Source organism: Bacteroides faecis, assembly GCF_020091505.1.
Taxonomy (GTDB): Bacteria; Bacteroidota; Bacteroidia; order Bacteroidales; family Bacteroidaceae; genus Bacteroides; species Bacteroides faecis.
On the sequence record NZ_CP081916.1, the window covers coordinates 5,821,971 to 5,848,303 of the forward strand.

The 26,333-nt window shown below is 46.3% G+C and carries 30 protein-coding genes and 1 tRNA gene; 25 read left to right on the top strand and 6 right to left on the bottom strand.

Annotated elements, in window-relative coordinates:
• Window positions 1-82: 82 nt before the first annotated feature.
• The 3 genes from K6V30_RS23155 to K6V30_RS23165 form a co-directional block, all read right to left on the bottom strand.
• Complete coding sequence (locus K6V30_RS23155; RefSeq protein ID WP_022301857.1) at window positions 83-1,096, bottom strand: FecR family protein; 1,014 nt, start codon at window positions 1,094-1,096, stop codon at window positions 83-85.
• A 70-nt stretch (window positions 1,097-1,166) separates the two neighbouring features.
• Window positions 1,167-1,757, bottom strand: coding sequence for an RNA polymerase sigma-70 factor (locus tag K6V30_RS23160; protein ID WP_010539084.1), 591 nt, complete (start codon window positions 1,755-1,757; stop codon window positions 1,167-1,169).
• Between the two features lie 126 nt (window positions 1,758-1,883).
• Window positions 1,884-4,076 (bottom strand): GH92 family glycosyl hydrolase, encoded by a 2,193-nt coding sequence (locus tag K6V30_RS23165; protein ID WP_055271689.1) that lies wholly within the window; start codon window positions 4,074-4,076, stop codon window positions 1,884-1,886.
• A 226-nt stretch (window positions 4,077-4,302) separates the two neighbouring features.
• Between K6V30_RS23165 and sppA the strand changes: the two genes are divergently transcribed.
• The 6 genes from sppA (at window position 4,303) to K6V30_RS23195 (ending at window position 10,981) form a co-directional block, all read left to right on the top strand.
• Window positions 4,303-6,081 carry a signal peptide peptidase SppA gene (gene sppA, locus K6V30_RS23170; RefSeq protein ID WP_022301854.1) on the top strand — a complete coding sequence of 593 codons (1,779 nt, stop codon included), beginning with the start codon at window positions 4,303-4,305 and terminating at the stop codon, window positions 6,079-6,081.
• 10 nt (window positions 6,082-6,091) lie between these two features.
• Entirely contained in the window at window positions 6,092-7,234 is a 1,143-nt protein-coding gene (lpxK, locus tag K6V30_RS23175) for a tetraacyldisaccharide 4'-kinase (protein WP_022301853.1), read from the top strand.
• Entirely contained in the window at window positions 7,173-7,982 is an 810-nt protein-coding gene (locus K6V30_RS23180) for a purine-nucleoside phosphorylase (protein WP_022301852.1), read from the top strand. The genes lpxK and K6V30_RS23180 overlap by 62 nt, the downstream gene beginning before the upstream one ends.
• Window positions 7,983-7,997: 15 nt before the next feature.
• Complete coding sequence (gene thiL, locus K6V30_RS23185; RefSeq protein WP_010539089.1) at window positions 7,998-9,032, top strand: thiamine-phosphate kinase; 1,035 nt, start codon at window positions 7,998-8,000, stop codon at window positions 9,030-9,032.
• Between the two features lie 165 nt (window positions 9,033-9,197).
• Window positions 9,198-9,273: transfer RNA gene (locus K6V30_RS23190), tRNA-Phe, on the top strand.
• 472 nt (window positions 9,274-9,745) lie between these two features.
• Window positions 9,746-10,981: a site-specific integrase gene (locus K6V30_RS23195; protein WP_005802688.1), complete on the top strand. Its 1,236-nt coding sequence runs from the start codon at window positions 9,746-9,748 to the stop codon at window positions 10,979-10,981.
• 81 nt (window positions 10,982-11,062) lie between these two features.
• On the opposite strand, the gene K6V30_RS23200 is transcribed toward K6V30_RS23195, so the two are convergent.
• Entirely contained in the window at window positions 11,063-11,245 is a 183-nt protein-coding gene (locus tag K6V30_RS23200) for a hypothetical protein (RefSeq protein ID WP_224207212.1), read from the bottom strand.
• Between the two features lie 35 nt (window positions 11,246-11,280).
• Here K6V30_RS23200 and K6V30_RS23205 point away from each other — a divergent pair, with 35 nt between their 5' ends.
• From K6V30_RS23205 to K6V30_RS23255, 11 genes are all read left to right on the top strand, one after another.
• Window positions 11,281-11,556, top strand: a complete 276-nt coding sequence (locus tag K6V30_RS23205; protein ID WP_005858702.1) for a hypothetical protein — start codon at window positions 11,281-11,283, stop codon at window positions 11,554-11,556.
• Window positions 11,557-11,576: 20 nt separating this feature from the next.
• A complete protein-coding gene (locus tag K6V30_RS23210; RefSeq protein WP_005858700.1) occupies window positions 11,577-12,704 on the top strand; it encodes a hypothetical protein in 1,128 nt (375 codons plus the stop codon).
• 3 nt (window positions 12,705-12,707) lie between these two features.
• Window positions 12,708-13,595, top strand: coding sequence for a hypothetical protein (locus K6V30_RS23215; protein ID WP_005858698.1), 888 nt, complete (start codon window positions 12,708-12,710; stop codon window positions 13,593-13,595).
• A 69-nt stretch (window positions 13,596-13,664) separates the two neighbouring features.
• Entirely contained in the window at window positions 13,665-13,916 is a 252-nt protein-coding gene (locus K6V30_RS23220; protein ID WP_005858696.1) for a hypothetical protein, read from the top strand.
• A 50-nt stretch (window positions 13,917-13,966) separates the two neighbouring features.
• The gene (locus K6V30_RS23225; RefSeq protein ID WP_005858694.1) at window positions 13,967-14,464 is read left to right on the top strand and encodes a DUF4313 domain-containing protein; all 498 of its coding nucleotides are present in this window, start codon (window positions 13,967-13,969) and stop codon (window positions 14,462-14,464) included.
• Between the two features lie 47 nt (window positions 14,465-14,511).
• Window positions 14,512-15,111: a hypothetical protein gene (locus tag K6V30_RS23230; RefSeq protein WP_005858692.1), complete on the top strand. Its 600-nt coding sequence runs from the start codon at window positions 14,512-14,514 to the stop codon at window positions 15,109-15,111.
• Complete coding sequence (locus K6V30_RS23235) at window positions 15,108-15,407, top strand: hypothetical protein (RefSeq protein ID WP_005802675.1); 300 nt, start codon at window positions 15,108-15,110, stop codon at window positions 15,405-15,407. The genes K6V30_RS23230 and K6V30_RS23235 overlap by 4 nt, the downstream gene beginning before the upstream one ends.
• Window positions 15,383-15,592 (top strand): hypothetical protein, encoded by a 210-nt coding sequence (locus K6V30_RS23240; protein WP_005858690.1) that lies wholly within the window; start codon window positions 15,383-15,385, stop codon window positions 15,590-15,592. Before K6V30_RS23235 ends, K6V30_RS23240 begins: the two co-directional genes overlap by 25 nt.
• 13 nt (window positions 15,593-15,605) lie before the next feature.
• Window positions 15,606-16,625 (top strand): LPD29 domain-containing protein, encoded by a 1,020-nt coding sequence (locus K6V30_RS23245; protein WP_005802672.1) that lies wholly within the window; start codon window positions 15,606-15,608, stop codon window positions 16,623-16,625.
• A gap of 10 nt (window positions 16,626-16,635) precedes the next feature.
• A complete protein-coding gene (locus K6V30_RS23250) occupies window positions 16,636-17,337 on the top strand; it encodes a hypothetical protein (protein ID WP_005802671.1) in 702 nt (233 codons plus the stop codon).
• 1 nt (window position 17,338) lies between these two features.
• Window positions 17,339-18,049: a hypothetical protein gene (locus tag K6V30_RS23255; RefSeq protein WP_005858688.1), complete on the top strand. Its 711-nt coding sequence runs from the start codon at window positions 17,339-17,341 to the stop codon at window positions 18,047-18,049.
• A gap of 60 nt (window positions 18,050-18,109) precedes the next feature.
• Here the strand turns inward: K6V30_RS23255 and K6V30_RS23260 are convergent, their stop codons facing one another.
• Window positions 18,110-18,454: a hypothetical protein gene (locus K6V30_RS23260; RefSeq protein ID WP_005802669.1), complete on the bottom strand. Its 345-nt coding sequence runs from the start codon at window positions 18,452-18,454 to the stop codon at window positions 18,110-18,112.
• Window positions 18,455-18,784: 330 nt separating this feature from the next.
• On the opposite strand from K6V30_RS23260, the gene K6V30_RS23265 reads away from it, so the two are divergent.
• The 8 genes from K6V30_RS23265 to K6V30_RS23300 all read left to right on the top strand — a co-directional run bounded on the left by K6V30_RS23265 (window position 18,785) and on the right by K6V30_RS23300 (window position 25,485).
• Window positions 18,785-19,075: a DUF4120 family protein gene (locus K6V30_RS23265; protein ID WP_005858685.1), complete on the top strand. Its 291-nt coding sequence runs from the start codon at window positions 18,785-18,787 to the stop codon at window positions 19,073-19,075.
• 281 nt (window positions 19,076-19,356) lie between these two features.
• Complete coding sequence (locus K6V30_RS23270; RefSeq protein WP_005858683.1) at window positions 19,357-19,635, top strand: hypothetical protein; 279 nt, start codon at window positions 19,357-19,359, stop codon at window positions 19,633-19,635.
• The gene (locus K6V30_RS23275; protein ID WP_005858681.1) at window positions 19,622-20,428 is read left to right on the top strand and encodes a DUF4121 family protein; all 807 of its coding nucleotides are present in this window, start codon (window positions 19,622-19,624) and stop codon (window positions 20,426-20,428) included. The genes K6V30_RS23270 and K6V30_RS23275 overlap by 14 nt, the downstream gene beginning before the upstream one ends.
• A gap of 1 nt (window position 20,429) precedes the next feature.
• Window positions 20,430-21,188: an N-6 DNA methylase gene (locus tag K6V30_RS23280; RefSeq protein ID WP_005858679.1), complete on the top strand. Its 759-nt coding sequence runs from the start codon at window positions 20,430-20,432 to the stop codon at window positions 21,186-21,188.
• Window positions 21,189-21,200: 12 nt separating this feature from the next.
• Window positions 21,201-22,436, top strand: coding sequence for a hypothetical protein (locus K6V30_RS23285; RefSeq protein ID WP_005858677.1), 1,236 nt, complete (start codon window positions 21,201-21,203; stop codon window positions 22,434-22,436).
• A 12-nt stretch (window positions 22,437-22,448) separates the two neighbouring features.
• Complete coding sequence (locus K6V30_RS23290) at window positions 22,449-23,330, top strand: hypothetical protein (RefSeq protein ID WP_005858676.1); 882 nt, start codon at window positions 22,449-22,451, stop codon at window positions 23,328-23,330.
• 26 nt (window positions 23,331-23,356) lie between these two features.
• Window positions 23,357-24,511: a hypothetical protein gene (locus K6V30_RS23295; RefSeq protein WP_005858674.1), complete on the top strand. Its 1,155-nt coding sequence runs from the start codon at window positions 23,357-23,359 to the stop codon at window positions 24,509-24,511.
• Between the two features lie 119 nt (window positions 24,512-24,630).
• Window positions 24,631-25,485: a hypothetical protein gene (locus K6V30_RS23300; protein ID WP_051135271.1), complete on the top strand. Its 855-nt coding sequence runs from the start codon at window positions 24,631-24,633 to the stop codon at window positions 25,483-25,485.
• 488 nt (window positions 25,486-25,973) lie between these two features.
• Here the strand turns inward: K6V30_RS23300 and K6V30_RS23305 are convergent, their stop codons facing one another.
• The gene (locus tag K6V30_RS23305) at window positions 25,974-26,270 is read right to left on the bottom strand and encodes a hypothetical protein (RefSeq protein WP_005858670.1); all 297 of its coding nucleotides are present in this window, start codon (window positions 26,268-26,270) and stop codon (window positions 25,974-25,976) included.
• Between the last annotated feature and the right edge of the window lie 63 nt (window positions 26,271-26,333).

Genomic DNA, 26,333 nt, shown 5'->3' on the forward strand with positions numbered 1-26,333 from the left:
ATCATTCTGTATTTTTCTCTTTATTCATATTGCTCATTTTTTAAGGTTAAACAATCATAGCATCATAATCTCTGGTAACCGGTTAATAGATAGTTATATTGCGTTCTTCAATCTTATATTGCATTTTTTCCGTAGACGCCAATGCCTCCAGCACTTCCTGAATACTTTGTTCGCGGCGGACGAAATTACCATAAAAACGGAATGTCTTTAAAGAATCATTGGCTATGTGAATCTTCACATTATAGCTACGTTCCAGTTTTTTTGCGATATCCGGCAAAAGTTCTTCATCAAAAAACAAGTAACCGTCAGTCCACTGAGAAGCATTGGATGCAGTAACCGATTCTACTTTCAAAAGTCCGTTCGCCTTATTCAGCACCGCCCTCTCGTCAGGAGCAAGAACTGCTTCTTTTTCCTTCCTTAACAAATTATTTAATTCGACTTTACCCTCTAACAAGGAAACGATTACTTCATGATCTTCCGGATAATCACGGAAATTGAATTTTGTTCCCAGCACCTGCAACTGCAAATCTTTTGTCTTTACGAAAAAAGGAACCTTTTCATTCCGCTTTACCTCGAAATACCCCTCACCTTCCAATTCCACTTTCCGGTTGTCAACCCCGAAACCTTGCGAATAAGTCATTCGTGAACCGGCGTTCAACCAGACCAGTGTACCATCCGGCAAATAAAGTTTGGTTTTCGATCCCAAAGGGGCCTCTACTGAAATATCCGCAAAGGTATCTTTCACATTGACTTCTCCTTGCCAGTAAGAAATACATCCCACAGCTATCATGATTGCAACCACTGCTGCGTAACGCCATATCGCCGACAAGCTAAAACCTTGACGGGAAGTGCTCTGAGTTTTCTTCCGGCTTTCAACGCGGTTTCTAAAATTCTCAAACGCTTTATCCTTATTATAGACAGATGCAGCTTCACGATTTACAGCAGAAAACCAGATTTCCCGCTGCTGAATAAAATATTGCCGATTCTCAGCCGATGCGACAATCCACGTTTTCAGTTCGTCTAGAGCGTTCTTATCCAAACCTTCAGTCAGATAACTGGCAATCAGTTCATCAATATGTCTATTTTCTTCTTCCATATTTATGCTTTCTATAAAGGAGACAGTTGCTTTTTAATTGAGGGTAGTCAAAAAATGATTTTTTTTCGCTTTACCTGAAAAAAAGTAGTAATAGAGAGAGCAGGTACTTGCTCAAATCAACATGTAAAGAAGCTAAAGCATTCTTTATATGATATTTAACTGTATTGACAGATATTCCAAGTTCACGGGAAATTTCTTCGTATGATTTTCCTTCAAAACGACTTTTGGCAAAAACCCGACGGCATTCATCCGGCAATTTATCGATCGCCTTATATATTTCGTTTTCAAGTTCACGCTCCAGCAAAGTGCCCAACGGATACGAATCGGATAATATGATTTTATCATCTGTCATCTCATCAGGCATCAGAGCTGAAAATGCAATTTCCCGTTTTTCACGCTCCGAATTAAGATAGTTAATACAACGATTGCGGACAGCTCTCAACAAGTAACTGCGGATAGAAACTGAGATATCCAACGTTTCACGTATTTCCCATAAATGGAAGATAGTATCCCCTACAATGGTTTCGGAAAGAAACTGATCTTTTAGATAACCATTGGCAACATGACAGAGCAGGGCATAATGATGATCATAGAGGTAACGATAAGCATTTTCATTGCCTGCCTTCAGTTGTTCTACTATTAAAGTTTCAGTATTCTCCATTATGTATCAGCCGGATTAATGGCACAAATTTAGAGAATTATTCGAATTTAATGCATATAAAACAAGAAATCCCTCCAAAGAAAAATTTCTTTAGAGGGAGGTTCTTTATACTATTATATATAAGACCTATTTCATCTTATATACGAGTGTACCACCTTTCAGAATGTCTTCATGAGAAATCGTGTTCTTGGTATAAGGTTCACCGTTTAACATGATGCTATCCACATATTTGTGCTCCTTCGACAGGTTTTCTGCAATTACAGTGAAGGTCTTCCCATCTGCCAGATGCAACACAATCTTCGGTAACTGAGGAGCACCGAACACATAATCACCGCTGACCGGATTTACCGGATAAAAGCCCATTGCACTGAACATATACCATGCAGACATCTGCCCGCAGTCATCGTTTCCACAAAGCCCATCAGGCTTGTTCTTATACTGAGTGTCAAATATCTCACGGATTAGTTCCTGTGTACGTTCCGGACGACCTGCCAAGGCATACAAATAAGTAACATGATGACTTGGCTCATTGCCATGTGCGTATTGTCCGATCAGCCCTGTTACGTCAGCCTGAGTTGTTTCCAGTTTCACTGTAAACAAAGAATCCAACTTGTTCAGGAATGCTTTTTCTCCACCAAAGAGAGCAATCAAACCCGGAACATCATGTTGCACATGCCAGGTATATTGCCATGCATTTCCTTCCGTATAATCACCACCTGTACTTTCCGCATGTCCTACATCACTGGGATTAAACGGAGATTTCCATACCCCGTCAGCATTACGCGGACGCATAAAGTTAGTTTGCGAATCGAACAAGTTCTTATAATAATCAGCACGTTTCGCAAAGTAAGCGGCATCTTCTTCTTTTCCCATACGACGTGCCATGTCAGCTGCCGCATAATCATCATATACCGATTCCAAGGTTGAAGATACGGACTCTGCCTTTGTCAGGTCTGTCGGGAAATATCCGTACTTCGTATACACTTCCCAATCAGACTTCAGCGGATGAGATACGGTCTGCGTCTTCTTCACCATATTGAAAGCACGTTCAGCATCAAAGCCATGGAAACCTTTGCGGTAAGCCTCGGCAATGACAGATACACCATGATTGCCAATCATACAGAAGTTTTCTTTTCCCCATAACGCCCAGATTGGCAGGAAGCCTTGCACTTCACCCTGTTCGATTAATGAATTGACAAAACCATCCACACGCTCGGGAACCATTAATGTATAGAATGGATGAGCGGCACGATAGGTATCCCATAAAGAGAATGTTGAGTAGAACGTTCCTGTTCCGGCTTTCACGATCGAATCGGCAGCATTACGATACATACCGTCTACGTCCGAAATCTGGTTAGGCTGAATCAATGCATGATAGAAACAAGTATAGAAATTCGTCTTTTCATCATCAGTACCCTCTACATCAATACGACTCAGATAGCTATTCCATTCGTCATGGGCAGCCAGCTTCACGCCGTCAAAGTTCCAGTCGGGAATTTCAGCCTGCAGGTTTTTCTTCGCTCCTTCTACGCTGGTAGTTGAAAGAGCGACCTTCATCATCAGTTCCTCTCCCGGTTTCATATCGAAAGTGGCAATGATCCGTTTGCCTTTCTCTGTTTCTCTCATCGGCAGGTAAAGAGAATCTATAACAGGACGGTTAAACTTCATCACAAAAAAATAGTCCTGATCAACCCATACTGTATTGTTGACGTGTCCTGTCAGTGTCTGGGCATCTTCCCAGTTCACCTCACAACTATTCACTTGCGAGTGATATTGTTCTTCTCTCCAGGCGGGTCCATGCTGCAAGTCTATTAATAAGGAAGCCGAATCAGCTTTATGATATGTATAGCGATGAAGAGCCGCATGGATAGAAGCTGTCAGTTCTGCTTTTACCTGAGGGTCAGATAATTCTACTGTATAATATCCCGGAGTAGCAGCTTCCTTGTCTTTCGGGAAGTGGCTGCGGTAAGCATCCCATGCACGGGCACGAGTACCGGTAACCGGCATTACCAGAATATCTCCCAGATCCATACAGCCGGTTCCGTTCAGGTGAGTCTGAGTGAAACCCCAGATCAAAGAGTCCTGATAAGTATATTCCGAGCAGTATCTCCAGCCGACTGCCCCTGTCACCGGACTGGTCTGTATCATTCCGAAAGGATAACAGGCACCGGGGAACGTATGACCATTGTCAGCTGCACCAATAAAAGTGTTCACATATTGAGTGTAGTCTTTTGTATCCGTTTTTTCTACCGGATCACAAGATGTGCTTAAAAACACACCCGCCAGAGCAGCGGCCATAAGAGGGATTTTTCTTTTCATGATAAGTATGATGTTAAGTTAATGTCGCATGATGACAGCGACAAAGATAAAAAAAATCCCTCTTATAGTATATGGTATAGTATGTTTATTTAAAGAGGAAGGTCCGAATAATTATATTGATTGACTGTGACAAAACAAAAATTCGCACGACTTATTGAATAAATATCAACTCAATTATTTATCTTTGTTAGCTTAAAAATAAGCTGGCTAAAAAAACAATAGTATAATGAAAGATTTCTTGAAATTTACGCTTGCCACTGTGACCGGTATCATCTTGTCAAGCATCGTATTATTTATTATCGGCATGGTAACGCTGTTCGGCATCGTATCTACTTCGGATACCGAGACAGTAGTGAAAAAGAATTCTGTGATGATGCTCGATCTGAACGGTACATTAGTCGAACGCACTCAGGAGAGTCCGTTAGGCATTTTATCAGAGTTGTTCAGCGACGACTCCAACACATATGGACTGGACGATATTCTTTCTTCCATCAAAAAGGCAAAAGAGAATGAAAATATCAAAGGCATTTATCTGCAAGCAAGCATGCTTGGAACTTCATACGCATCTCTGCAGGAAATCCGCAACGCATTACTCGACTTTAAAGAAAGCGGAAAGTTCATTATTGCCTATGGAGACAGCTATACACAAGGACTGTATTATCTTTCCAGTGTAGCGGATAAGGTATTGCTCAATCCGAAAGGAATGATTGAATGGCGAGGAATAGCTTCTGCTCCTCTGTTCTATAAAGACTTGTTGCAAAAGCTCGGAATAGAAATGCAGATTTTCAAAGTAGGCACTTACAAATCTGCTGTAGAACCGTTCACTTCTACCGAGATGAGCCCTGCCAACCGTGAACAGGTGACCGCTTTCATCCACTCAATCTGGGGACAGGTAACCGAAGGAGTATCCGCTTCCCGCAGTCTTCCGGTCGATTCACTGAACGCTTATGCTGACCGTATGCTGATGTTCTATCCGGCAGAAGAGAGTGTACAATGCGGTTTGGCAGATACATTAATTTACCGCAATGATGTCCGCAATTATCTGAAGCAGTGGGTGGATCTGAAAGAAGATGATCGTCTCCCGGTATTAGGACTGAACGACATGATCAATGTAAAGAAGAATATGCCGAAAGATAAGAGCGGTAACATCGTAGCTGTTTACTATGCATCCGGAGAAATCACTGATTACAGCGGTTCTTCCGCCTCCGAAGAGGGTATTGTAGGTACTAAAGTGATCCGTGACCTGCGCAAACTGAAAGATAACGACGATGTAAAGGCTGTCGTACTCCGCGTCAATTCTCCGGGTGGAAGCGCTTTTGCATCCGAACAAATCTGGCATGCGGTGAAGGAACTGAAAACGAAGAAACCTGTGATTGTTTCTATGGGTGATTATGCTGCATCAGGAGGTTATTATATTTCTTGTGTAGCCGACACCATCGTTGCAGAGCCGACTACATTGACCGGCTCCATCGGAATCTTCGGTATGATACCAAACGCAAAGGAACTATCCGAAAAGATCGGTTTGACCTATGATGTAGTAAAAACAAACAAGTTTGCCGATTTCGGAAATATCATGCGCCCTTTCAACGAGGACGAAAAAACGCTGATGCAAATGATGATTGCACAAGGTTATGATACATTTGTCAGTCGTTGTGCTGAAGGACGAAACATGACTAAAGAAGCGATCGAAAAAGTTGCCGAAGGTCGTGTATGGACAGGAGAAGCAGCCAAAGAACTTGGACTGGTGGATGAACTCGGAGGCATTGATACTGCCTTGGAAATTGCTGTAAAGAAAGCTGGAATAGAAGGATATACAGTAGTATCTTATCCAGCCAAACAAGACTTTTTATCTTCCTTGCTTGACACCAAGCCTACCAATTATGTGGAAGCACAAATACTGAAAAGCAAGTTAGGCGAGTATTATCAACAATTCGGCATGCTGAAGAATTTAACAGAGCGTTCCATGATTCAGGCACGCATTCCATTCGAATTAAATATTAAGTAAACCGTACTACATGGACGAACACTTTATCAAGATACATAAGTGGCTTTACCCTGTCTCGTGGATTTACGGGGCAGTGGTAACAGTAAGAAACAAACTCTTTGACTGGGGATTTCTCCGGTCAAAGAGTTTTGACGTTCCTGTCATCTGCATCGGCAATCTGTCTGTAGGCGGAACAGGAAAAACACCGCACACTGAATATCTGATAAAGTTACTTCGTAACAGCTATCATGTGGCTGTATTGAGCCGGGGATATAAAAGGCATAGCCGGGGATATGTGCTCGCAACTTCCCAAAGCACCGCGCACAGCATCGGTGACGAGCCTTACCAGATGTACACCAAGTTCCCGTCTGTCACACTGGCAGTCGATGAGAACCGTTGCCATGGCATAGAACAGCTCCTTGCCATCAAAGAACCGTCTGTTGAAGTGGTATTGCTGGATGATGCTTTCCAACACCGGTATGTCAAACCTGGATTAAGCATCCTGCTGACGGATTATCACCGCCTCTTCTGCGACGATACTTTACTTCCGGCAGGTCGTCTACGCGAATCTGTCAACGGTAAAAACCGGGCACAAATCGTTATTGTCACAAAGTGTCCGCAAGACATTAAGCCTATCGACTATAATATTATCACGAAACGACTGAACCTTTATCCCTATCAGCAGTTATATTTCTCATCGTTCCGCTATGGAAATCTGCAGCCGGTATTCCCATCGGTAGCTCCGAAGGCTGATTCCCTAACCAATGAATTACCTCTGAGTGCTTTGGTGAATACGGATATTTTGCTGGTCACCGGCATTGCATCCCCCGCACGCATGCTCGAAGAGTTGAAAACATATACCGATCAGATCGATCTGTTTTCATTCGAAGATCATCATCATTTCAATCATCGGGACATGCTACAGATCAAGGAACGATTCAAGAGACTGAAAGGCGAACATAAACTGATTGTCACCACCGAGAAAGATGCGACCCGTCTGATCCATCATCCGGCTTTGAGTGAGGAATTGAAACCGTTTATCTACGCCTTGCCCATTGAAATTGAGATATTACAAAATCAACAAGATAAATTTAACCAACACATTATTGGCTATGTTAGAGAAAATACAAGAAACAGCAGCTTTTCTGAAAGGGAAGATGCACACCAGTCCTGAAACAGCCATCATTCTTGGCACCGGACTTGGCAGTTTGGCGGACGAAATCACCGAGAAGTATGAAATAAAGTATTCGGATATTCCTAACTTCCCGATATCTACTGTCGAAGGTCATAGTGGAAAACTGATATTCGGTAAGTTGGGCAACAAAGACATCATGGCCATGCAAGGCCGTTTCCACTACTACGAAGGTTATTCAATGAAAGAAGTAACTTTCCCTGTGCGTGTGATGCGTGAACTGGGTATCAAAACGCTGTTTGTATCCAATGCCAGTGGCGGAACAAACGAAGCCTTTGAAATTGGCGACCTGATGATTATCACTGATCATATCAACTATTTCCCCGAACATCCTCTTCGTGGCAAGAACATTCCTTATGGTCCCCGCTTCCCGGATATGAGTGAAGCATACGATAAAGAACTGATTCGTAAGGCTGACGAGATCGCCAGAGAAAAAGGCATCAAGGTACGACATGGAATTTATATCGGTACGCAAGGCCCCACTTTTGAAACCCCTGCTGAATATAAACTATTCCACATCCTGGGTGCCGATGCAGTCGGTATGTCTACTGTCCCCGAAGTGATCGTAGCCAACCATTGCGGAATCAAAGTCTTCGGTATCTCCGTCATCACAGACTTGGGAGTAGAAGGAAAAATCGTAGAAGTATCACATGAAGAAGTTCAGAAAGCGGCTGACGCAGCTCAACCTAAAATGACTACTATCATGCGTGAACTTATCAACCGTGCTTAATACTAAACTCTATTTATGAGAACAGAAATAGCGACTCTCGGCGAGTTCGGGCTGATTGACCGCCTCACCGAGGGTATTAAACCAGAAAATGAATCTACCCGATATGGAGTAGGCGATGATGCTGCCGTCCTCTCCTACCCTTCGGAGAAACAAATATTGGTGACAACCGACTTGCTAATGGAAGGTGTACATTTCGACTTGACTTATGTACCTCTGAAACATTTGGGATATAAGTCGGCTGTAGTCAATTTCTCCGATATTTATGCAATGAATGGTACTCCACGGCAGATTACCGTTTCACTCGCTCTTTCCAAACGCTTCAGCGTAGAAGATATGGAAGAGCTTTACTCAGGTATTCGTCTGGCATGCCAGCAGTATCATGTAGACATTATCGGAGGAGATACTTCTTCTTCTCTTACAGGACTCGCTATCAGCATTACCTGCATTGGAGATGCTGACAAAGACAAAGTGGTCTATCGCAACGGAGCCAAAGAAACAGACTTGATCTGTGTCAGCGGTGACCTGGGTGCTGCATATATGGGACTGCAACTCCTTGAGCGTGAGAAAACTGTCCTGAAAGGTGAAAAGGATATCCAGCCTGATTTCACCGGCAAAGAATATTTATTGGAACGCCAGTTAAAACCGGAAGCCCGTAAAGATATTATCGAAAAGCTGGCGGCTGCCAACATTGTCCCGACATCCATGATGGACATTTCCGATGGCTTATCATCCGAACTAATGCATATCTGCAAACAAAGTAACGCCGGATGTCGTGTCTACGAGGAACATATTCCTATTGACTATCAGACAGCCGTTATGGCTGAAGAATTCAACATGAACCTGACCACTTGTGCTATGAATGGCGGCGAGGACTACGAATTACTTTTCACCGTCCCTATTGCCGATCACGAGAAAGTATCACAAATGGAAGGCATCCGCCTCATCGGACACATCACCAAACCCGAACTTGGCTGTGCATTGATTACTCGCGACGGGCAAGAGTTTGAACTGAAAGCCCAAGGATGGAATCCACTGAAAGAAGATAAGTAGATTTTTTCGGTATATTACAGAAAAATATTTCATTCTATACAACACTGATAATAAGCAAACTAGCTTTTTATCAGTGTTTTTTATTTATAGAACCCTTGCAGAATCCAAAAGTTTAACTACCTTTGCAACCGCAAAAGAGAAACAACTGAGTTGAATTAGCATTACGGTGCCATAGCTCAGTTGGTAGAGCAAAGGACTGAAAATCCTTGTGTCCCCGGTTCGATTCCTGGTGGCACCACCAAAGAAAGTACATAAATGCTTTTCACACATGAAAACCCTTGAATTAGAGATAGTTCAAGGGTTCTTTTTTTACCCTCACTACGCATTCCGCTACATATTTGTGAAGTTGGATTTCGCCAATTCAGTGGCTTTTTTTAAGGCTTTTGAAAAAGCCATAAATACGCACCATACTTCATTGTTTTTCAGCTGTTTGACAATTCCAATCTCCGGTGTGAAAAAGTAATTTTGCACACATGACCGGATGAAGTCGAAAAAGTGAAAGAAATTTAAAAATTCGGTATTTCCCATCGGGATAAAAAAAAGGAATCGAACCCGGGATACAAAAGGCAATTCGAACCTGAGAAAAATGGGATTTTTATGGCTTTTCCACAAGTCCCTCAAAAAAACCACCGAATTTAACATTTCGCTCCACGTCCTCATGCCATCCGGTTTTGACGAAACAATTGAATGTAACACCTCAAAAAACAAAAGTGATGAAACAAGGAACAATGAACATTCTGTTTTTCGTGCTTAAAACGAAATTGTTGAAAAACGGTGAGGCACCGGTATTGATGCGGATAACCATCAATGGAGACTATGACGATGTACGTATCCAAAGAAGCGTACCCCTGAACTTATGGAACGCCGCCAAAGGATGCAGTAAAGGCAGGGACAGGGCATCAGTGGCACTGAACGCCTATATTGCCGAACTGCACGCACGCGCCTTGGAAAAACACAAGGAACTGGTATTGGAACAGGCCCTGATTACCCCAAAACTGATTCTTAAACGTGTTTTCGGGAAAGACACCGAAATGCGTACACTGCTCGGCACCATGAGGGAAGGCATCAAGGAAATGGAAATACTGGCGGGTATAGACTACTCTCCCGTCACGATCAACCGGTATAAGAACGTGGTGAAGAAATTACAGCTGCTCATCCCCTCTTATTACGGAAAGGAGGATGTCACTTTCCATGAGCTGACACCGGAGTTCATCCGTGCGTTTGACATCTACCTGAAAACGGAGGCGGGACTGTGCCGGAACACGATAGTCCGTTATATGAAATGCTTCAAGAAATTTACCAATATGGCATTGGCAAAGGAATGGATGCGCAAGAATCCCTTTTACGGTTACAAGATGGAGCAGGACGAGACCGATCCGGTATTCCTGACCTATGACGAGTTGCAGACCGTAATGAAAAAGAAATTCACCATTCCACGGCTTGAACTGGTCAGGGATGTCTTTGTCTTCGCGTGTTTCACCGGTCTGGCATTCTCCGATGTTGCCAGTCTGAACAAAGAGAATCTGGTACAGGACAATCTCGGAGACTGGTGGATAAGAAAAGGAAGGGTCAAATTGGAACACCGTAGGAAGGCTTCTTCCATCAGCAATATTCCATTGCTGCCCGTACCCCTGGCCATATTGGAGAAATACAAGGAACATCCGACCTGCATTAAGAAAGGATGCTGTTTGCCCGTCATGTGCAACCAGAAGATGAACAGCTATCTCAAGGAAATAGCCGATTTCTGCGGCATTAAGAAGAATCTGACCACGCACGTTGCCCGTCACACTTTCGGGACTACGGTCACGCTTGCCAACAATGTGCCTCTTCAAGATGTTTCCGTCATGCTCGGCCATGCCTCCACACGTATGACACAGCATTATGCACGGGTCATGAACAGCAGCCTGAAAGAAGCAATGAACAACGTGAAGGAGCGTCTTGCACAATAAGTATACAAATTCAGTCATTAAGCCGTCCCCCTAGGGATGGCTTTTTTTGTAATCTATAATTCACAATATCCTGCCGTCCTTTCAATTTCTTACCTGCAAATATAGCCATTTGTCGGGTTGATTGCGCAAGGCGGCCCCTTTCAGGGGCTGGTTGGCTAAAAGAAAATCATCCTCGCTTCGCTGCGGTATTTTCTTTTGCCAAGCCTTGCTCAATCCCCGACAAAAGACAGCCAGGCAAGTAAGAAAACGAAAATCCGGCTCCATGGAGCCGATCATGTCAAACTTAAAAAAATAAAGGTATGAACAGAAAGACGACAAGCAAAGGACAGCAGGAAGCCAATCCGGAAATGACGATGTTGGTTTATCGGGAAATGAGCTATCCTGCACGGGAAGTGCAAGGCAAAGATGGGAACTATCTGGTTTCCGTAGAAAGACTGGAACAGGAACTGCTGGATGGCATCAGAAGCCTTGATCCGACAGCATTCGATTTGGACGAAGAAATCGCTTACTATTGTTCGGACGAAGAGATCCGCCTGTTGACGGACGATGAACTGGAAGAAATGATTTACGGCTGACATTTAAAAAAGTAATGATTATGAATGAAACAACAGCAAAGGTCTGCGAAGAGCAAGTAGCAGACCTTACCATAGAGAATGCACACAGGGTCACGATGATCCGGAAAAAAGGTACGGACTATCCCCCCGTACCGTTCCATTTCAGAAAGGAGCATCATGGAACGGGCAACTATGTACACCTGTACGGAAATCCGGAAGATCACAATGAATTGCATTCCAAGGACTTCAAAGACTGGGAAGCCGTAGCATTCAAACATCCTGCCTATTTGGATGATATGTGGAAACAGGCTTGCGACGCATACGCCTGGAGTTCCTTCAATCCGGAGATTCGCGGCGAGACGGACATCATGATTTACGGAGAGGGGCTGCACAACGACCTGCAACTCATGCCGGAAGAGGAACGGGATACATACATCGCCGCCTACCGGCAGAAGTTGTCCGCCCAGCTCTCGGTCCTCTCCCGCTGTGCCAACCCGATGGTGACGGGACGGAGCGGATTTGATTACTACAGGCAGGAAAAAACGAACAGAAGCTATCAGAACCGTTACGAAGAATTCCGCAATTGGCGGAAAAAAGTTCTTGAAACCGTCAGACGGAAAAAGGAAGCCGCACGACCGGAGGAAGAGAAACAGGAAAAGGCATGGCAGACGCTCAAACGCGACATCAAGAGCAGTGCCGATACCATCCACGGGATTGATACCGGACAATGCCGGGGCTATAGCCGTGCCCTGTTTGTCAGCAGCATCCTGAACAAGGTATCCACTTTGGCCAATCACGGGGAAGTGGAAATCGTCCGTAGGGCCGTGGACTTCATTTCCGAATATAACGCAAGGGTGAAGAAACCCGTCATCACACCGAGAAACAAATTCTTCCAATTGCCGGAACTGGCGGAACGGATGCGCGAAAAGCTGAAAGCGATGCAAAGCCGGGAAAACAAGGAAGTGCCGTTCGAGGGCGGGACACTTGTATGGAACTATGGGGAAGACCGCCTTCAGATCCTGTTTGACAGGATTCCTGAAGACAGCAGACGAAAGGAACTGAAATCCTCCGGATTCCGCTGGTCACCCAAAAACAAGGCATGGCAACGGCAGCTCACCTCCAATGCCCTCAGTGCCGCCAAAAGAGTGTTGAACCTTCAAAACATCTGAACCATGAATAACGACAAACTGAAATTCGTAGTCGATTCACGCAGTTTTGACGGCAGCTGCGTGACCACCATGTCTGACGGAATACACGGCGACTACCACCATGAGACACTGGAGGAACTGAGAGACAGGGAAAAGAACCCGTGTCTCACAGCCGTGTCCGGAAATACCGTCCGCAAAATGATACGCATCCACCTGCAATCCCTCTGCGCCCCGTTCAGTGAGATTACGGAAGAAAGATATTTCGACTACATGGATGTCTTGCCCCCCATCCGCCATACCCGGAATTTCTTTTTCCTGGGAGAGCCTTATCATGCGGACATCTACCGGTTCTGTTTCCGGGCGGGCGGACGCTACTTCACGGGACTCCGCTCCGTTACCACGCCAAGGAAGGAGCTGGAACGGCAGATGGACAACCATTACCGGAACATTACCTTCAAAGGAGACATCCAGAAAGAAAAGCCGATGGTCATCTCCGGCCACGCACGGCATGCCTCTATAATTATAGTTCCTTATCTGTTTCTTGACATAAATGGCGAGAAAAAGTTCATCTGCAACCTGATGAGAGGAACGGACGAATCGTCAGGCAGGGATGTGAGGCTGGAAACCGCCAAAATCCTGCGAAGCCTGCGCCGTCATCATTTCCTCTACTTCTCCGGCTATGAGGGAAACGACGATATGGACAGGTTCCTAGGCGAAGTGATGAAGAAAAAGCACACCCTGCTGGCAAACGGCAACTTCTTCCAATATCCCGTGAACCGGGAGTCCGTGTCGTTTACCGGAACGGTCAGGGAAACAGGCGAGCCGTTCTTCTTCCGGATTTACGACAGGGAGCTGTTCCTACACCTGTTGTACGTCCTGAGAGGCATCAAAAGGGAAAAAGCTAAAATATAACGTGACACATAACGACGGTATGGTGACTGTCTTTCCGATCCGTCACCATACTAAAAAAACAATGAGATCATGAGAACTGTGACCGAAGAATCGTTGCGACGCAGGTTGGCCCGTCTGGAGTCGGCCTTGGAAAGCGAAAAGGCACGCCTGAGAAAAGTATGCGGCGGCATCCCCTGGGGAGCCGGGATGAGGCGTACCAAATGTACCCCCTCATTCCGAAGGGAGGACGAACTGATCGGGAAAATCAAGGCGGTGAGACAGCAACTCTCCCAAATGTCCGCAGGCGGTGACAATCACACGTTTAAAGAAACAAGCAGGTGAATTCCGACCAATTAACTTGCAAGTCAATAATTTTAAAACCAGTTACGAATATGAACACCCGATTGGCTATAATCCGTTCAGAGGGAAAAGAACATCTCTGTTACCGGGAAGAGGAATGTTTTGTCGATGTATCCTATCCGATGGTGACATTTACCAAAGGGGAGGATGATTTTGAAATTATCAAATGCGACCATCCGTCCATGGAAGAGACTTTCCTGTATCAGGAAAGCCGTCTCTCAATCGTGATTGAAATATACCATAACGGCTGGCCGGCATTGTCTCTGAAAGATCCCGTGACCCATGAGATATACACGGTCCTGACGGTTAACCTGGAAGATAAGGCGGCATTCTCACTGCCTGACAGGGCATTCGTGGACATCAACAACAATCCTGATGCCATGGAGTTCCTTCTGTCCAACAAATTGGCTGAGGATACAGGCTATAAACGTCAGAGCGGCTGGGTAAGCTACCCGATGGTCACACTTAACCTTCCGACGTTTTACAGGCTTGACCCACATGTCTTTAGCGCAATATTGAATATCCGGTAATCCTTCCGGGCAATGAATCTGGTATCAACAATCAAATGGAAAGAATCATGAAAAGATATGACATAAGAGTAAGGTATTCCTTCGAGGGCACTTACACGGTAGCGGCAGAAGACCGCGATGAAGCAAAAAGAATGGTAAATGACGATTGCGGTCTTGTTTTGGGCGGCGATATCCACACGACACGCGATGACGATGAAGTGTTGGAGTGGGATTTCTGTATCCATCCCGACACGCGGATTCTCTCCTTGCAGGAAAGAGGCGGAAAAGGAAGTTTACCGTCAGAAGCCGTTGATTTCAGCGGCAGGATCAAGGAACTGCGGGGGGACATCATCGACGCGATACGGCAGTTGCTCCATGCTCACTGCATGAAAGAAATTCGTCTTCCGGAAGAGGATTATGATCCGGTCTGGGTGATATGGTTTGGCAAGAACGGAGAACCATATGAATGCAGGGTGACAGGACTCCGGGTAACGGCGGACAGCCTGACCGTCCTTGCCGAAGAGAAAGAAAGCGGTGACGAGGTGCAGTGTCACAGCCCGTTTGAACTCGGCGCAAAGAACATAGACTGGCTTCATGAGATGTATGAGGCTGTGTGGCATCAACTGAGAGAAACAAACAATGTAGAATCACAAATAGAAGAACCATGAAATATCAAGCGGAAAATACCGTCTCCAGTTTCTTCTACTACATGTGGAACGCCTGGAGCGAGGAGGAATGCAAAGCCGTGTATGGCGGCATGTACCCGCATTTCTGGGAAAAATGGTGCGTGGCGACAGACAAGGGCACATTCGGCGCGGCGGAACGGTTCTACCTGGAACTCTCGGAAGACAACCGCAGGATTCTGGTGGAACGGGCCGTCTCGATATATGACGGACGAGGCCTCAGAAACAGGAACAGAAACATAAAAAATCAAACAGCATGCAGGGAAACATTATCAGTCTGATCTGCAACTCATGCGGTTGCGGTCAAACGGAAGCACAGGAATACCTGGACTCCGAAATACGGTACCTGCGCGAATTGCAGGAGGCGGACGACCTGAGAGAAGATGACATGGAAACGGCCTGTCTCAACCTCGGTCTTGAGCTTGACTACCGGGAATATTTTATCAACCGCCTCGCAGGGGCATAAAAAACTTATGGCTATGACTTATTTTCAGAACATACACTCTCTGGCGGACTTGAAGAAAGAATACCGCCGGCTGGCATTGGAGCACCACCCGGACAAGGGTGGTGACACCGCAATCATGCAACAGGTGACCACCGAGTTTGGAAGGCTTTTTGAGGCTTGGAAAGAAAAACCGGATATTCCCTCGACCTCAACCGGATATGAATATGACTATCCGGGAGCCACGGCAAAGGAATACACCGGGTATGTGTATAACGAATACCGCTGGAAAGGCCGCAATTACAAGGGGCAGCACGCTCCGGAAATCGTGGGACTGGTACGGGCATGGCTCAAGGAGACCTATCCGGGATACAAGTTCTCTGCCAGACGGGAGAATTACCACTCCATCCATATCCGGTTGATGAAAGCGGATTTCGAGGCGTTCACCAAAGAGTCCGGAAAAGTTCAAGGCGATGTCAACCACCATCATATCCATTCAGACAAATCATTGACGGACAGGGCAAAGGATGTAATGATGAATATCTGCGATTTCGTCATGTCGTACAATTTCGATGACAGCGCCCCCATGACGGACTATTTTCATACCAACTTTTACCTGACGCTCGGAATCGGAAGTTACAAACAGCCGTACAAGGTGGAACCGCCCAAACTCGGCAGCAAAGACAAGCCGGAGGTATTCAAGCATCCGGAAGGTCCGGCACACAAGGCAATGCGCCAGGCATTGGGCAAAGCGCGTTTCGGCATCATCGAAAGCCGGAAGTATGCCGGGGAAATAATTCTGGGGGAAGACTGTTTCGGCTCACGGGGCGAAGTCTATTTTTGGCCGAAGGAATATTCAAGCGCAAAAATGGCCCAAAAACGCATCGACAAACTGGAGGAAGCCGGAATAAAGTGCGAACCCACCGGCTATAACGGAGGATACATCCGCCTGCTCGGGTACACCCCTGAAATGAGAAATTCCCTGGAACGGGAACGTCAGGAGTATGCCGCCGCGTATCAGGCATGGTACTCAAAACAGAATTTGAAAACAATCTGATTCAGAAATTATGGATACAAACAATTTGGACAAGTGGTGGTACGGACTTCCGGGAAACACCAGACAGGCTATAGGAAACGATGGAATATGGGAAAAACTGGATATGCCGTCCCGTTCGGCGCTACACCGATATTCCCGGCTTAGAATTTACGGAACGGCAAAGAACAGGGATGAGGAACGCACGCTGCTCAATGAAATCGCGTGCGGACTGGGCGACCTTGCCCTTGTCCGTAAAAACGGCATCGCGTTGGAGGAAATGTGCAACGGGAACGGGGAATTTTACGATGAATACCAGGAACAGTTCAACATATTATATGACAATTACGGACACACAATAGAAAATATAAGCTGGCCGGACTGGATCGGACATACAATTCCGACAAACAGGGAACTGGGCCGATTATTGGAACATCACGGTTACAAGCGTATGGAAATCGATACCGACAGAAGAATCCCGAAAACTTTCTATGTTTTCCGTCGTGGGTTGCACATCAACGCAAGCGAGGACTTGTCTTACCACATCGTACCACAACAGGACAGTTTCGGACTGGGGCGTTTTGCTGTATGTGCTACCAAAGACGGTGAAAGCTTCCAGCTGGGAACTGACTGTGCCCGGCTCTTTTTGAGGCGCTTCCTTGCCTTCCTGAAGGGTGAAAGAAGCGGGAAAGAGATTATAGATGAAATATGCAACAACCGACAAACTGAACGATAGTATGAAAGCAAAAGTATTCAAGTACAAGTCTGATGGGAATACCGTCGTGGCTCCTTATATGGAACTGGAGCCGTACGCGGAGAATGTATATCTCTCCCTGTCGAGAAAGAACGAATACGGGAATGAAGACGATGACTGTTTCCATGTGGTCTGCCGGATTGAAAACGTTTATTTCTCTAGCGGGCAGTATTCACGCCGGTTCCTCAAGGGAGAAGGTTGCAGAGAGGAAGCCGCCACCTATTGCAGGAACTGGATTGCGGATACGCTTCAAAGTGCGGAAAGAGGAGCCTTCGTCAATTTGATCTCCGTCCGCGTGTTCGAAGCTCTCGGACTTGACACCACCCCCTTGGTGCAAGCCCGTGAGGAATATAAAAGAATACAGGAGCAGAAACGCAGGGAGCAGAAGGAGAAAGAGGCGGAAGAGCGCAAAGTGCAGGAAGAGCAACATCAGCGGCTGCTCAATGAACAGAAACAGAAATTCCTGGACGGGGAACGGATCACGGGAGAAATGTTCCTTGAAATCACCGGAAGGGACGGTTTTGACATCCATATCAGAACCAAAGGGACATTCAACAGGCATGTGAGGGGCATTGACAGGAACGGAACCGTCAGTTTCCGGAAAATCAAGGGCTGCCGGACTCCGGACTTTACCGGATGCCATAAGGCCGTGTCCGTCTATCTGGCGTTCATAACAGAAAAAGAGGGCAAATAATTAAATCCGGGGCGGTAACGGTCTGCTCCATGCAGCTGTTACCGCTACCGGCTTCCGGCCTCACAATTCACGGTTCAGCGCCATTGCCAGCGGAAACATCAACCGGTTATAGGCTTTAAGCTTTTGCAAATTCAGTACATATCCGGCATAGGGATTGGTCAGATCGGTATAGAAGAATACATCGGTAAATCCCGCGTGTTCCTCCACGACTTCACCCTCCAACGGAATCTCCTCCACATTGAACCGCTCCAGAGGTAGTTCTTCCAGACGGGTCTGTTCCGCATTTCCCAACACATTGAGGTTACGGTTAAACAGCACGAATCCTTTCTTCCTGTAATCCACACGCATACCGTACGGACGCTCCACAAGGAAAGCATCCGCCGCTTTCTTTACATAGTTTTCCATAATCCTGAAATTAGAAATTGCAAAAATACAGCATTTGTCCGGCAATGGCGAACAAATCAGGAAGATTATCTAAGGAATCCACACAAAATCCCACAACAAAAAACAACCGTATATTTTATTTCCCACCCTGCAAAGGTAGTCCCGTGTCCTGTGTACCCGTACAAGGTCAGGCCCCTGCGGGGTTGGCTGAAAGAAAATCATCCTCGCTTCGCTGCGGTATTTTCTTTCGCCAAACCTTGCGGGTACGGCCACGGGACTGTCAGGCAGGCGAGAAATAAAAATACCGGCTCCCGGAGCCGGACGTGTTTAACTGATAAAAATACAAAAGTTATGAAAATCCTGAATGAAGAACATTTCGAGAACGTAAAGCGCTATGCCGAATCCATCGGTGACACCTCACTTCAAAAGTGCTTGGAACGGTTGAAGAGTTGGGAAGGGAATCCTGATTATCCCTGCGAAATCTCACTCTACTATGACCATGCCCCGTACTCGTTCGGCTTCACACAGCACTATCCCGACGGAAGGACAGGTATCGTGGGAGGTCTGCTCTATCATGGAATACCTGACAGGTCGTTTGCCGTAACATTGCAGCCGTTCCACGGATGGCAGATACATACCTGAAAAACATGAAACTTGACAATGACCGAAAAGCAGACTTCAGAACAGAGAATCCGAGGTCTGCTTTTTCATTTCTTGCTGTAAAGATAGCCGTTTTCCGGGCTGATTGTGCAAGGCGGCCCCTTTCAGGGGCTGGGTTGGCTGAAAGAAAATCATCCTCGCTTCGCTGCGGTATTTTCTTTCGCCAAGCCTTGCCGCAATCCCCGGAAAACAGACAGGAAAGACATCAAGAAATAAAAATGCCTACCCATGTAGGCCGATGTTTTACTTAAAAAAGAACAGATATGGAAACACTGGATTATAACCAGCTGCTGCTTGTCTCCCTGTGGCAATACAACCACCACGGGGATGAAGGGCTGACTCCTGCACTTTTCGAGGAAACGTTCGGAAAGGTCTATGGAGGTCACTATTACGAAAAATGGACCGGCTACTTCAATCGGAATCTCTGGGACATGATTGCCTATTTCAGAAGCGAGAAGGAGAACGGACAGAAGTTCTGCGACATGGTTGCCCGTCAGGTCAAATTGTATCAACAAAAACGATCTCAATATGAAGTACGGTAATTTTTATGACCTGGAAAGTCTGACTCTGCTCAACAGGCATGAAGGGTGTGCCTGCTCCATAAAGGAATGTGATGTGGAGAAGGTGAACCGGCTGATTTCAAGGATGCGGGAGGACAGGGAAAGAGCCGGTTTACCGACTGCAGGAGACGTTGTCACTTATATCACCCGTGGCGGTGACTATTATCCGCAGGCACACATTGAAAGGGGCGATGACCGGGAAGTTCATATCTGCCTTCTCCCACAGACACCTTTTTGCCATGAAAATGAAAAGTGTACCGGTTACAATACCGAAGGAGGCCCTTGGGTTACAACCGGTCCGGAATTGCTGATTCCCGATGGCATACGCAGCAAACAGTTCCGGATGTGGGGGCATACCGGAAGGCACAGGAACGGTGCCGTCCTCTTCCACACATTCGTCAGGGCATGGAAATACACGGAACCCGATCCTCTGTACGGAAAGTACACCACAAAAGAATGGAAGAGATACCTCATCGAGTGTCAGCCGGATATTGAACCGGCTGATGCCTTTGTCTATCGGAATGAGGCATTCACCCTTTACTCGCGGGAAGAACTGGAACGGCTGGTCGGGATTCTGCACGGAAAGCTTTTCAACGGATTCCGTCCCGGTCTGTTCATACTCTGGGCATACCGTATGGAATGGAAGGAACTTCCCGCATGGGAATGGAACATGCTGAAAGCGGACACCCATCTCTCTTTCCTTGGCATTTCTCCCGTCAGGATACAGACTGACCATAAAAGACATATAGTAACAATCTATAAAAAATCAGAGTAATATGGTACCATACAACACACCGCAGGCGATACGTCCGCTTGAGAAAATGGTCTGTGATTTCGCCTATTCGAACGGCTACGATCCGATATCCGTTTTCAACGATTTCCTGCGCTATGTCATTCACGGGTTCTCTCCCGGCGCACCGCCCCTTATGGACTGGAAATACAAACGGCAGCAGAACAGGCATTTTATGGAAATGCTTACCGGATGGATACGGCTCATGCAGCGGGAATTGCAATCCGGCGGATGGTTTGATGCGTTCGGTGACCTCTTCATGGCAATATCCTCCAAAAGCGGTCGGCAGGTGAACGGACAGTTCTTCACTCCGCCGGATATCTGCGACCTGATGGTCTTATGTACCGATTCGGGGGAGACAGCGACAGGAAAACGTATCTGTGACCCGACATGCGGAAGCGGAAGGCTGCTGCTGGCATATCATGTACGCCACCTGGGTAATTATCTGGTTGCAGAGGATGTCAGCCGTACCTGTTGCCTGATGACCGTTTGCAACATGCTCGTACATGGCTGCATAGGTGAGGTCATCCACCATGACAGCCTCTGCCCCGAAAACTTCATGGACGGCTGGATGGTAAACCATACGCTGACCCGGACGGGCATTCCCTCCATTCGCCGGATGAGTGAGGAGGAATATCGGACAAGCAGGAACATGTCCGTTGACCTGCTCAGAAAGCGGAAAGAGAAATTGCGCCAAATGCAGCCTGGCAAGAAACAATTGCCATATAAACAACAGAATTTATAAACAATAAACCGAATGATTATGAAACTGAATGTTAGCAACGAATTGAAATCCCGCCTGACCCATGCGGCGGAAAACGGAAGTGTGATAGCCAAAGATATCCTTTCGGAAGTAAAAAAGAATGTACCGGTGGAAGAAGTCATACGGGGGTCCTACAATTTTTTCTCCACCAAACGCAAACGGACGGAAGCCGGCACGTTCAAGAAAATCCGGATCGTGTTCACGGCATGCAACAAAGACTTGGGCCATCCCAATTTCCCGGACCGGAACAATCCGCAGGCACCCTGGTTTCCGGAGAACCGGACAGATCTGGAACCGTCCACGTTTATCGAGCTGTTCAAAAATCTGGGACCGTACCAGCCCGATGAAATCAACTATTTCTGCAGCGCCATCTCACTGGACAGCAAGGTCACAATCAGACTGCATGACAGTATGAACGATTTTATGGAGGCTTATCTGGAAAGCAACTATAGTCCCATATCTGACGGTAGCGAATCCAGCCTGCACAACTCCTGTATGAGATATGAAGACAAGGCCCGTAATGCAGCGGATTTCTATGCCAATTTCGCAGGAGCCAAAATACTCGTGGCAAGGGATGACAGCAGCAATGTGGTCGGACGGGCCATTGTATGGAACGAGATAACATTGTGGAAATCAATAAACACACCGATTGCCGCCTCCCTGCTGGATCGTATCTATTCCTCACACGCATTCGTCGTCGAACTGATCCGCAAGCAGGCGCAGGAGGCAGGCATCCTGTTGCGACGCAGATACAACGATTATACACATACGACGGATTTCACCGTACTGAATCCCATTGAGGGGCAGGAATGGGCGGCCGGAGATAATATACAGGTCTCTTTGACGGTGAAAGTGCCCGCCTGCAGGTGGCACAAGAAAGGGGTGCCTTACCTCGACACGTTCTACAGCCTTCATCTGACGGACGGTAACCTGGAACTGAGAAATACGGAGGGCGACACGAGCATAGCCACCTGCCGGAGCACGGAAGGGTGTGCAAACAGGAAAAAATATGTATGTCCCAAATGCGGGAAGATACATATCTTCCCGGATGCGGCATTCTGCAAGAACTGTCAGGATATGTACTATGTATCTACCGTATTCGGGAAAGTCCTGAAAGGATTATCAGTGGAATATAAAGGAAAGAAATATCCGTCTTTTCTCTTTCGTAAAGGGCGTCCCGTACCGGAATTCAGACGATACCTGCAAATCGAAAAATTGTTCATTTCCTAAAATATCATTATCATGGAAAAACTAATGGCTCTTTACGGCATTTCTTCCCCCTCTGGCAGAGAGGGGAAGATGGCTAAATTCATCATAGAGGAACTCAAAAGGATGGAGATTCCTTTCCGGCAAGACAGGTACGGAAACATCTATGCGGTCAAAGGCAACCGGGAAAGCTACCCCTGTGTCGTGGCGCACATGGATGAGGTACACCGGCGCAAGACAGGCTCTTATGCAGCCCATCTTGTGGCGGACTCGATGATTGTCGGCTATGATCACAAGCGTAAACGGATGACCGGAATCGGTGCGGATGACAAGAACGGCATCTGGATCTGCCTGAAATGCCTGGAGGATTGCAAGACGGTGAAATGTGCCTTCTTCGTACAGGAGGAGGTGGGATGCATAGGCAGCAGCCATGCCGATATGTCCTTCTTTTCCGATTGCCGTTTCGTGATTCAGTGTGACCGGAAAGGGAACGGGGATATGGTAACACAAATCAATGGGATGAAGCTCTGCTCCAACGAGTTCATTTCAGCTATAGATGTCCGGAAGTACGGCTACAAGCCGGCACAGGGACTGAATACAGATGTGGCGGCTTTGAAAAGGAACGGTCTGGAAGTATCCTGTATCAATCTTTCCTGTGGATATTACGAACCTCATACGGACAACGAATATACCGTCGTGGCTGATCTTTGCAAGTGTTACCGCTTTGTCCGGCATATCATCTGCTGCCACAAGGGAACCAGCATGCATATACCGGAAGCGGGGAAAAAAACTTTCCCCGGATATTATGAACTGTTCGGGCTGACCGGATATAGCGAAGAGGATTATATCCGTTTGTCAGAAGAAAAATACATGGGACATGCTAAAACAACCAAGACAAGCTCTAAGAATAAATTCTGATTCATCAACATTAAAAACATAGTATTATGGAAACAACAGTAATGCCGGCAGCTGCATCGGTACAGAAGCAGCAGGGCCTCAACCAGGTAGTCATTAACAAGGTACAGCGGATGATAGAAGGCAGGCAAGGTGGTGTCATGGACACCATTAACCGTCTGCTCAGTGAGGGACGGATCGCGCAGGATTTCATCGCTCCCATCGGGGTAAGCCAACGTAGCAAGGAACGCCCCGTTATCTCTTTCAAAGCGGAAGGAAGGGTACAGATGGCAATGCCCGAAGGGAACTTCAACCTGCACGGCAACGCCATAAGCCAGATTTCGGAGAAGATGGGCATTCCCGCCAAATACCTGCGCGAGCTTTCCGCCGGGGATGTTTGGCAGAAACAGTTGTGCGCCACCATCCTGAACGAGCATTCGGGATGGACCGAGCGTACACGGGTACTGATACGGGCGGTAGGAATGGAAGTCCGGGGCGTATTGTCGGACTCCTACCGTCGGCTGAACTCGGTGGATATACTGACCGCTTTCATCCGTGAGGCGGGAGGACAGGGAGCGGTCGTGTCCGATGCCTATATGAACGACACGAAAGTATGGTGTGAAACAATCCTGCCCACTCCGATAGAGATACCCACCCGTAAGAACGGAACGGTCATCATCTTCGCAGGAGCACGCTTCTCCACATCCGACTATGGCAACGGATCGGTCGATATGCGGTCGTTCCTGCTCAACGGGGCGTGCCTGAACGGGATGGTCAGGGAGTCCGTCATGCGGCAGATACACCTTGGAGGCCGACTGCCGGAATCCCTGTCCCTCTCCCAAAAGACCTACGAACTGGACACGCAGACCACCGTATCGGCTGTTTCCGACCTGACCAAAGGACTGTACAGCAAAGACACCATCATGCAGAAGGCCATCGAAATTCAAGGAGCATCGGAGATAGACGTGGATTTCGACAAGGAACTGAAGAATCTGGTGCAGAAAGGAGCCTTGTTGAAAAACGAGGGACGTGAGGTCGAGAAACTGCTGATGAACAACAATCCTGACGACGGAGTTACAGGCGGGGCCACGCTATGGAAACTGACACAGGGAATCACCGCCTTTGCAAGGGAACAGCAGCCAGAACGCTGCCGGGAACTGCATGAAATTTCGGGACAGCTGATGAACCGGGTAAAGATAAATTAAGAGAATAACAACCGAATTGTATGACAAGGGCGGCCGTGAGTCGCCCGTAAAGCAGAAGAACAATGGAAAATAATATAGTGTGCAGCAGATGCGGATCGGCCAATGTCAGGTGTGAGGCAATGGTAAACCCCAACACAAAAGAGTTCGACCACTTCACGGACGAAGCTTTTTATTACGGGTGGTGCGAAAACTGCGGATTGGGAGTTGCCCTGACCGACAAGGAGGAAATCCGGAACGAAATTTTGGAGAAATACCACAGGTTCAAGAAAGAGAATGCTTGTGAGCCACATTACGCAAATTGCCGGATTGTCCAAAGGGACAGCGGTCAGGTCAAGGATGTAAGAATTATGCTTTCACCGGACACCGGTATGGCCGATGACGGTATTTTCTTTTACTGCCACACATTGGAAAGCCTTATTGGGCTGTCCGTTCCCGGCAGGGAAAGTTTCACCCTTACGGAATGTTTCGGTTTTGCCTTGCTGACAGACAGGGAAAAGATGGAACGGCAGGTATTTAAACATGAAGCGGACGGAAAGCCCGTTATCGTAACAGGCAGGGAAGTGCTGCTTTTCTATGGGAAGCACTATGGTATAAGACCGGAAGAATTGAAGCAATACGCAACGGAGTATTGCTGCCATATCAAACATTACAGGGAATATGGATATCCGTTGCTGGACAGGTCCCTCGTGAAAAAAATGCTGGAGGAAGAGGAACGGATTACAAAAGGGGAAACACGGTCATTCACTCTGCGGATACACTTTCCTTGGCATGTGAAAATCACAAAAGAGGATAATCCTGAATATGCCCCATACAGATATGCCTTGAATGCCTATTGCCTGGACAATCCGCAATGTTTTAACCGCAGATACACCACTTTGGAGAAAGCCTTGCTCCATTGTCTGAATGGATTCAATGAAAATGCCACAATCAAAGACCGGTATCTTTCAATAGGGGAATACTTGCTTCAAAAGTAAGAATAGCAGACAAATACATCTTAAAAAAACAGAAACGTCACAAGGTGATGTATATCACATCATACCTGTGGCGTTTCTGTTTTTAGCCCTTTCCCATTTTATGACTCTGCCCGCTTTGTAAATGTATCTAATTTGACTATTCAAGTCATTTTATCCAAGCAGCTATTTGCTCGTTATTTAACTTGAACAGGGTAAGTATATGGAATTAAATTTTGATTATAGTGCACTCTAAATAAAAGACTATCTCCTTCCAGAAAAGCATCAACTAAATCAGGATTCTTGTTTTTTTAGTTGCTGAATACTTTCAATATGTAATGTGTCTTTATGGTTTTCGTTCATATAATCATAATATGGTTGGGAAAAATGTCCTTATTTATTATTTATATGAGGTGAGTATTTACGACAATACCCTAAATAGGCTTGTCTGATTTATAATAACTGATTAAACATTAACGGGAATAACCTTGATAGCTATTCCCGTTATTTTCTTACTCGTTTTCCAGTTTCTCCATCATATGCTGACAGTAGTTACAATAACCGCCATTATCAAGAGCTTCAAGCATTTCAGACCAAGGAATATCACAAGCACATCTTTGACATTCCTCAACGCTGTTATTCCTAATCATCTTATTAAAGACATACTTTTGTTTATCAGATAAATTGTCATATCCTTTGTCCAACATCCTTTTAGCTATACCAGCTTCTTTGTCATCTAAACGACCAGACTTTATCAAGTCCTCCAGAAAACCTTCAAAATCTTCTTCAATAAATCTTTCTTCTTTCATATTCCAATATTTAAAAATCTATTTTTCCCAGTTTAAATAACACATTACAGTCCGTTATCTTTT

Excerpts from the sequence above, each read along its gene's own strand:
- K6V30_RS23255 (WP_005858688.1), top strand. The coding sequence starts at position 17,339 with ATGAAAGCAAAAGTATTCAAGTACAAGTCTGATGGGAATACCGTCGTG.
- K6V30_RS23270 (WP_005858683.1), top strand. The coding sequence starts at position 19,357 with ATGGAAACACTGGATTATAACCAGCTGCTGCTTGTCTCCCTGTGGCAA.
- K6V30_RS23180 (WP_022301852.1), top strand. The coding sequence starts at position 7,173 with ATGTTAGAGAAAATACAAGAAACAGCAGCTTTTCTGAAAGGGAAGATG.
- K6V30_RS23205 (WP_005858702.1), top strand. The coding sequence starts at position 11,281 with ATGAACAGAAAGACGACAAGCAAAGGACAGCAGGAAGCCAATCCGGAA.
- K6V30_RS23225 (WP_005858694.1), top strand. The coding sequence starts at position 13,967 with ATGAACACCCGATTGGCTATAATCCGTTCAGAGGGAAAAGAACATCTC.
- K6V30_RS23265 (WP_005858685.1), top strand. The coding sequence starts at position 18,785 with ATGAAAATCCTGAATGAAGAACATTTCGAGAACGTAAAGCGCTATGCC.
- K6V30_RS23235 (WP_005802675.1), top strand. The coding sequence starts at position 15,108 with ATGAAATATCAAGCGGAAAATACCGTCTCCAGTTTCTTCTACTACATG.
- K6V30_RS23275 (WP_005858681.1), top strand. The coding sequence starts at position 19,622 with ATGAAGTACGGTAATTTTTATGACCTGGAAAGTCTGACTCTGCTCAAC.
- K6V30_RS23215 (WP_005858698.1), top strand. The coding sequence starts at position 12,708 with ATGAATAACGACAAACTGAAATTCGTAGTCGATTCACGCAGTTTTGAC.
- lpxK (WP_022301853.1), top strand. The coding sequence starts at position 6,092 with ATGGACGAACACTTTATCAAGATACATAAGTGGCTTTACCCTGTCTCG.
- sppA (WP_022301854.1), top strand. The coding sequence starts at position 4,303 with ATGAAAGATTTCTTGAAATTTACGCTTGCCACTGTGACCGGTATCATC.
- K6V30_RS23160 (WP_010539084.1), bottom strand. The coding sequence starts at position 1,757 with ATGGAGAATACTGAAACTTTAATAGTAGAACAACTGAAGGCAGGCAAT.
- K6V30_RS23260 (WP_005802669.1), bottom strand. The coding sequence starts at position 18,454 with ATGGAAAACTATGTAAAGAAAGCGGCGGATGCTTTCCTTGTGGAGCGT.
- K6V30_RS23220 (WP_005858696.1), top strand. The coding sequence starts at position 13,665 with ATGAGAACTGTGACCGAAGAATCGTTGCGACGCAGGTTGGCCCGTCTG.
- K6V30_RS23200 (WP_224207212.1), bottom strand. The coding sequence starts at position 11,245 with ATGGAGCCGGATTTTCGTTTTCTTACTTGCCTGGCTGTCTTTTGTCGG.
- K6V30_RS23300 (WP_051135271.1), top strand. The coding sequence starts at position 24,631 with ATGGTAAACCCCAACACAAAAGAGTTCGACCACTTCACGGACGAAGCT.
- K6V30_RS23305 (WP_005858670.1), bottom strand. The coding sequence starts at position 26,270 with ATGAAAGAAGAAAGATTTATTGAAGAAGATTTTGAAGGTTTTCTGGAG.
- K6V30_RS23230 (WP_005858692.1), top strand. The coding sequence starts at position 14,512 with ATGAAAAGATATGACATAAGAGTAAGGTATTCCTTCGAGGGCACTTAC.
- K6V30_RS23165 (WP_055271689.1), bottom strand. The coding sequence starts at position 4,076 with ATGAAAAGAAAAATCCCTCTTATGGCCGCTGCTCTGGCGGGTGTGTTT.
- K6V30_RS23155 (WP_022301857.1), bottom strand. The coding sequence starts at position 1,096 with ATGGAAGAAGAAAATAGACATATTGATGAACTGATTGCCAGTTATCTG.
- K6V30_RS23280 (WP_005858679.1), top strand. The coding sequence starts at position 20,430 with ATGGTACCATACAACACACCGCAGGCGATACGTCCGCTTGAGAAAATG.
- K6V30_RS23210 (WP_005858700.1), top strand. The coding sequence starts at position 11,577 with ATGAATGAAACAACAGCAAAGGTCTGCGAAGAGCAAGTAGCAGACCTT.
- thiL (WP_010539089.1), top strand. The coding sequence starts at position 7,998 with ATGAGAACAGAAATAGCGACTCTCGGCGAGTTCGGGCTGATTGACCGC.
- K6V30_RS23290 (WP_005858676.1), top strand. The coding sequence starts at position 22,449 with ATGGAAAAACTAATGGCTCTTTACGGCATTTCTTCCCCCTCTGGCAGA.
- K6V30_RS23250 (WP_005802671.1), top strand. The coding sequence starts at position 16,636 with ATGGATACAAACAATTTGGACAAGTGGTGGTACGGACTTCCGGGAAAC.
- K6V30_RS23295 (WP_005858674.1), top strand. The coding sequence starts at position 23,357 with ATGGAAACAACAGTAATGCCGGCAGCTGCATCGGTACAGAAGCAGCAG.
- K6V30_RS23285 (WP_005858677.1), top strand. The coding sequence starts at position 21,201 with ATGATTATGAAACTGAATGTTAGCAACGAATTGAAATCCCGCCTGACC.
- K6V30_RS23240 (WP_005858690.1), top strand. The coding sequence starts at position 15,383 with ATGCAGGGAAACATTATCAGTCTGATCTGCAACTCATGCGGTTGCGGT.
- K6V30_RS23195 (WP_005802688.1), top strand. The coding sequence starts at position 9,746 with ATGAAACAAGGAACAATGAACATTCTGTTTTTCGTGCTTAAAACGAAA.
- K6V30_RS23245 (WP_005802672.1), top strand. The coding sequence starts at position 15,606 with ATGACTTATTTTCAGAACATACACTCTCTGGCGGACTTGAAGAAAGAA.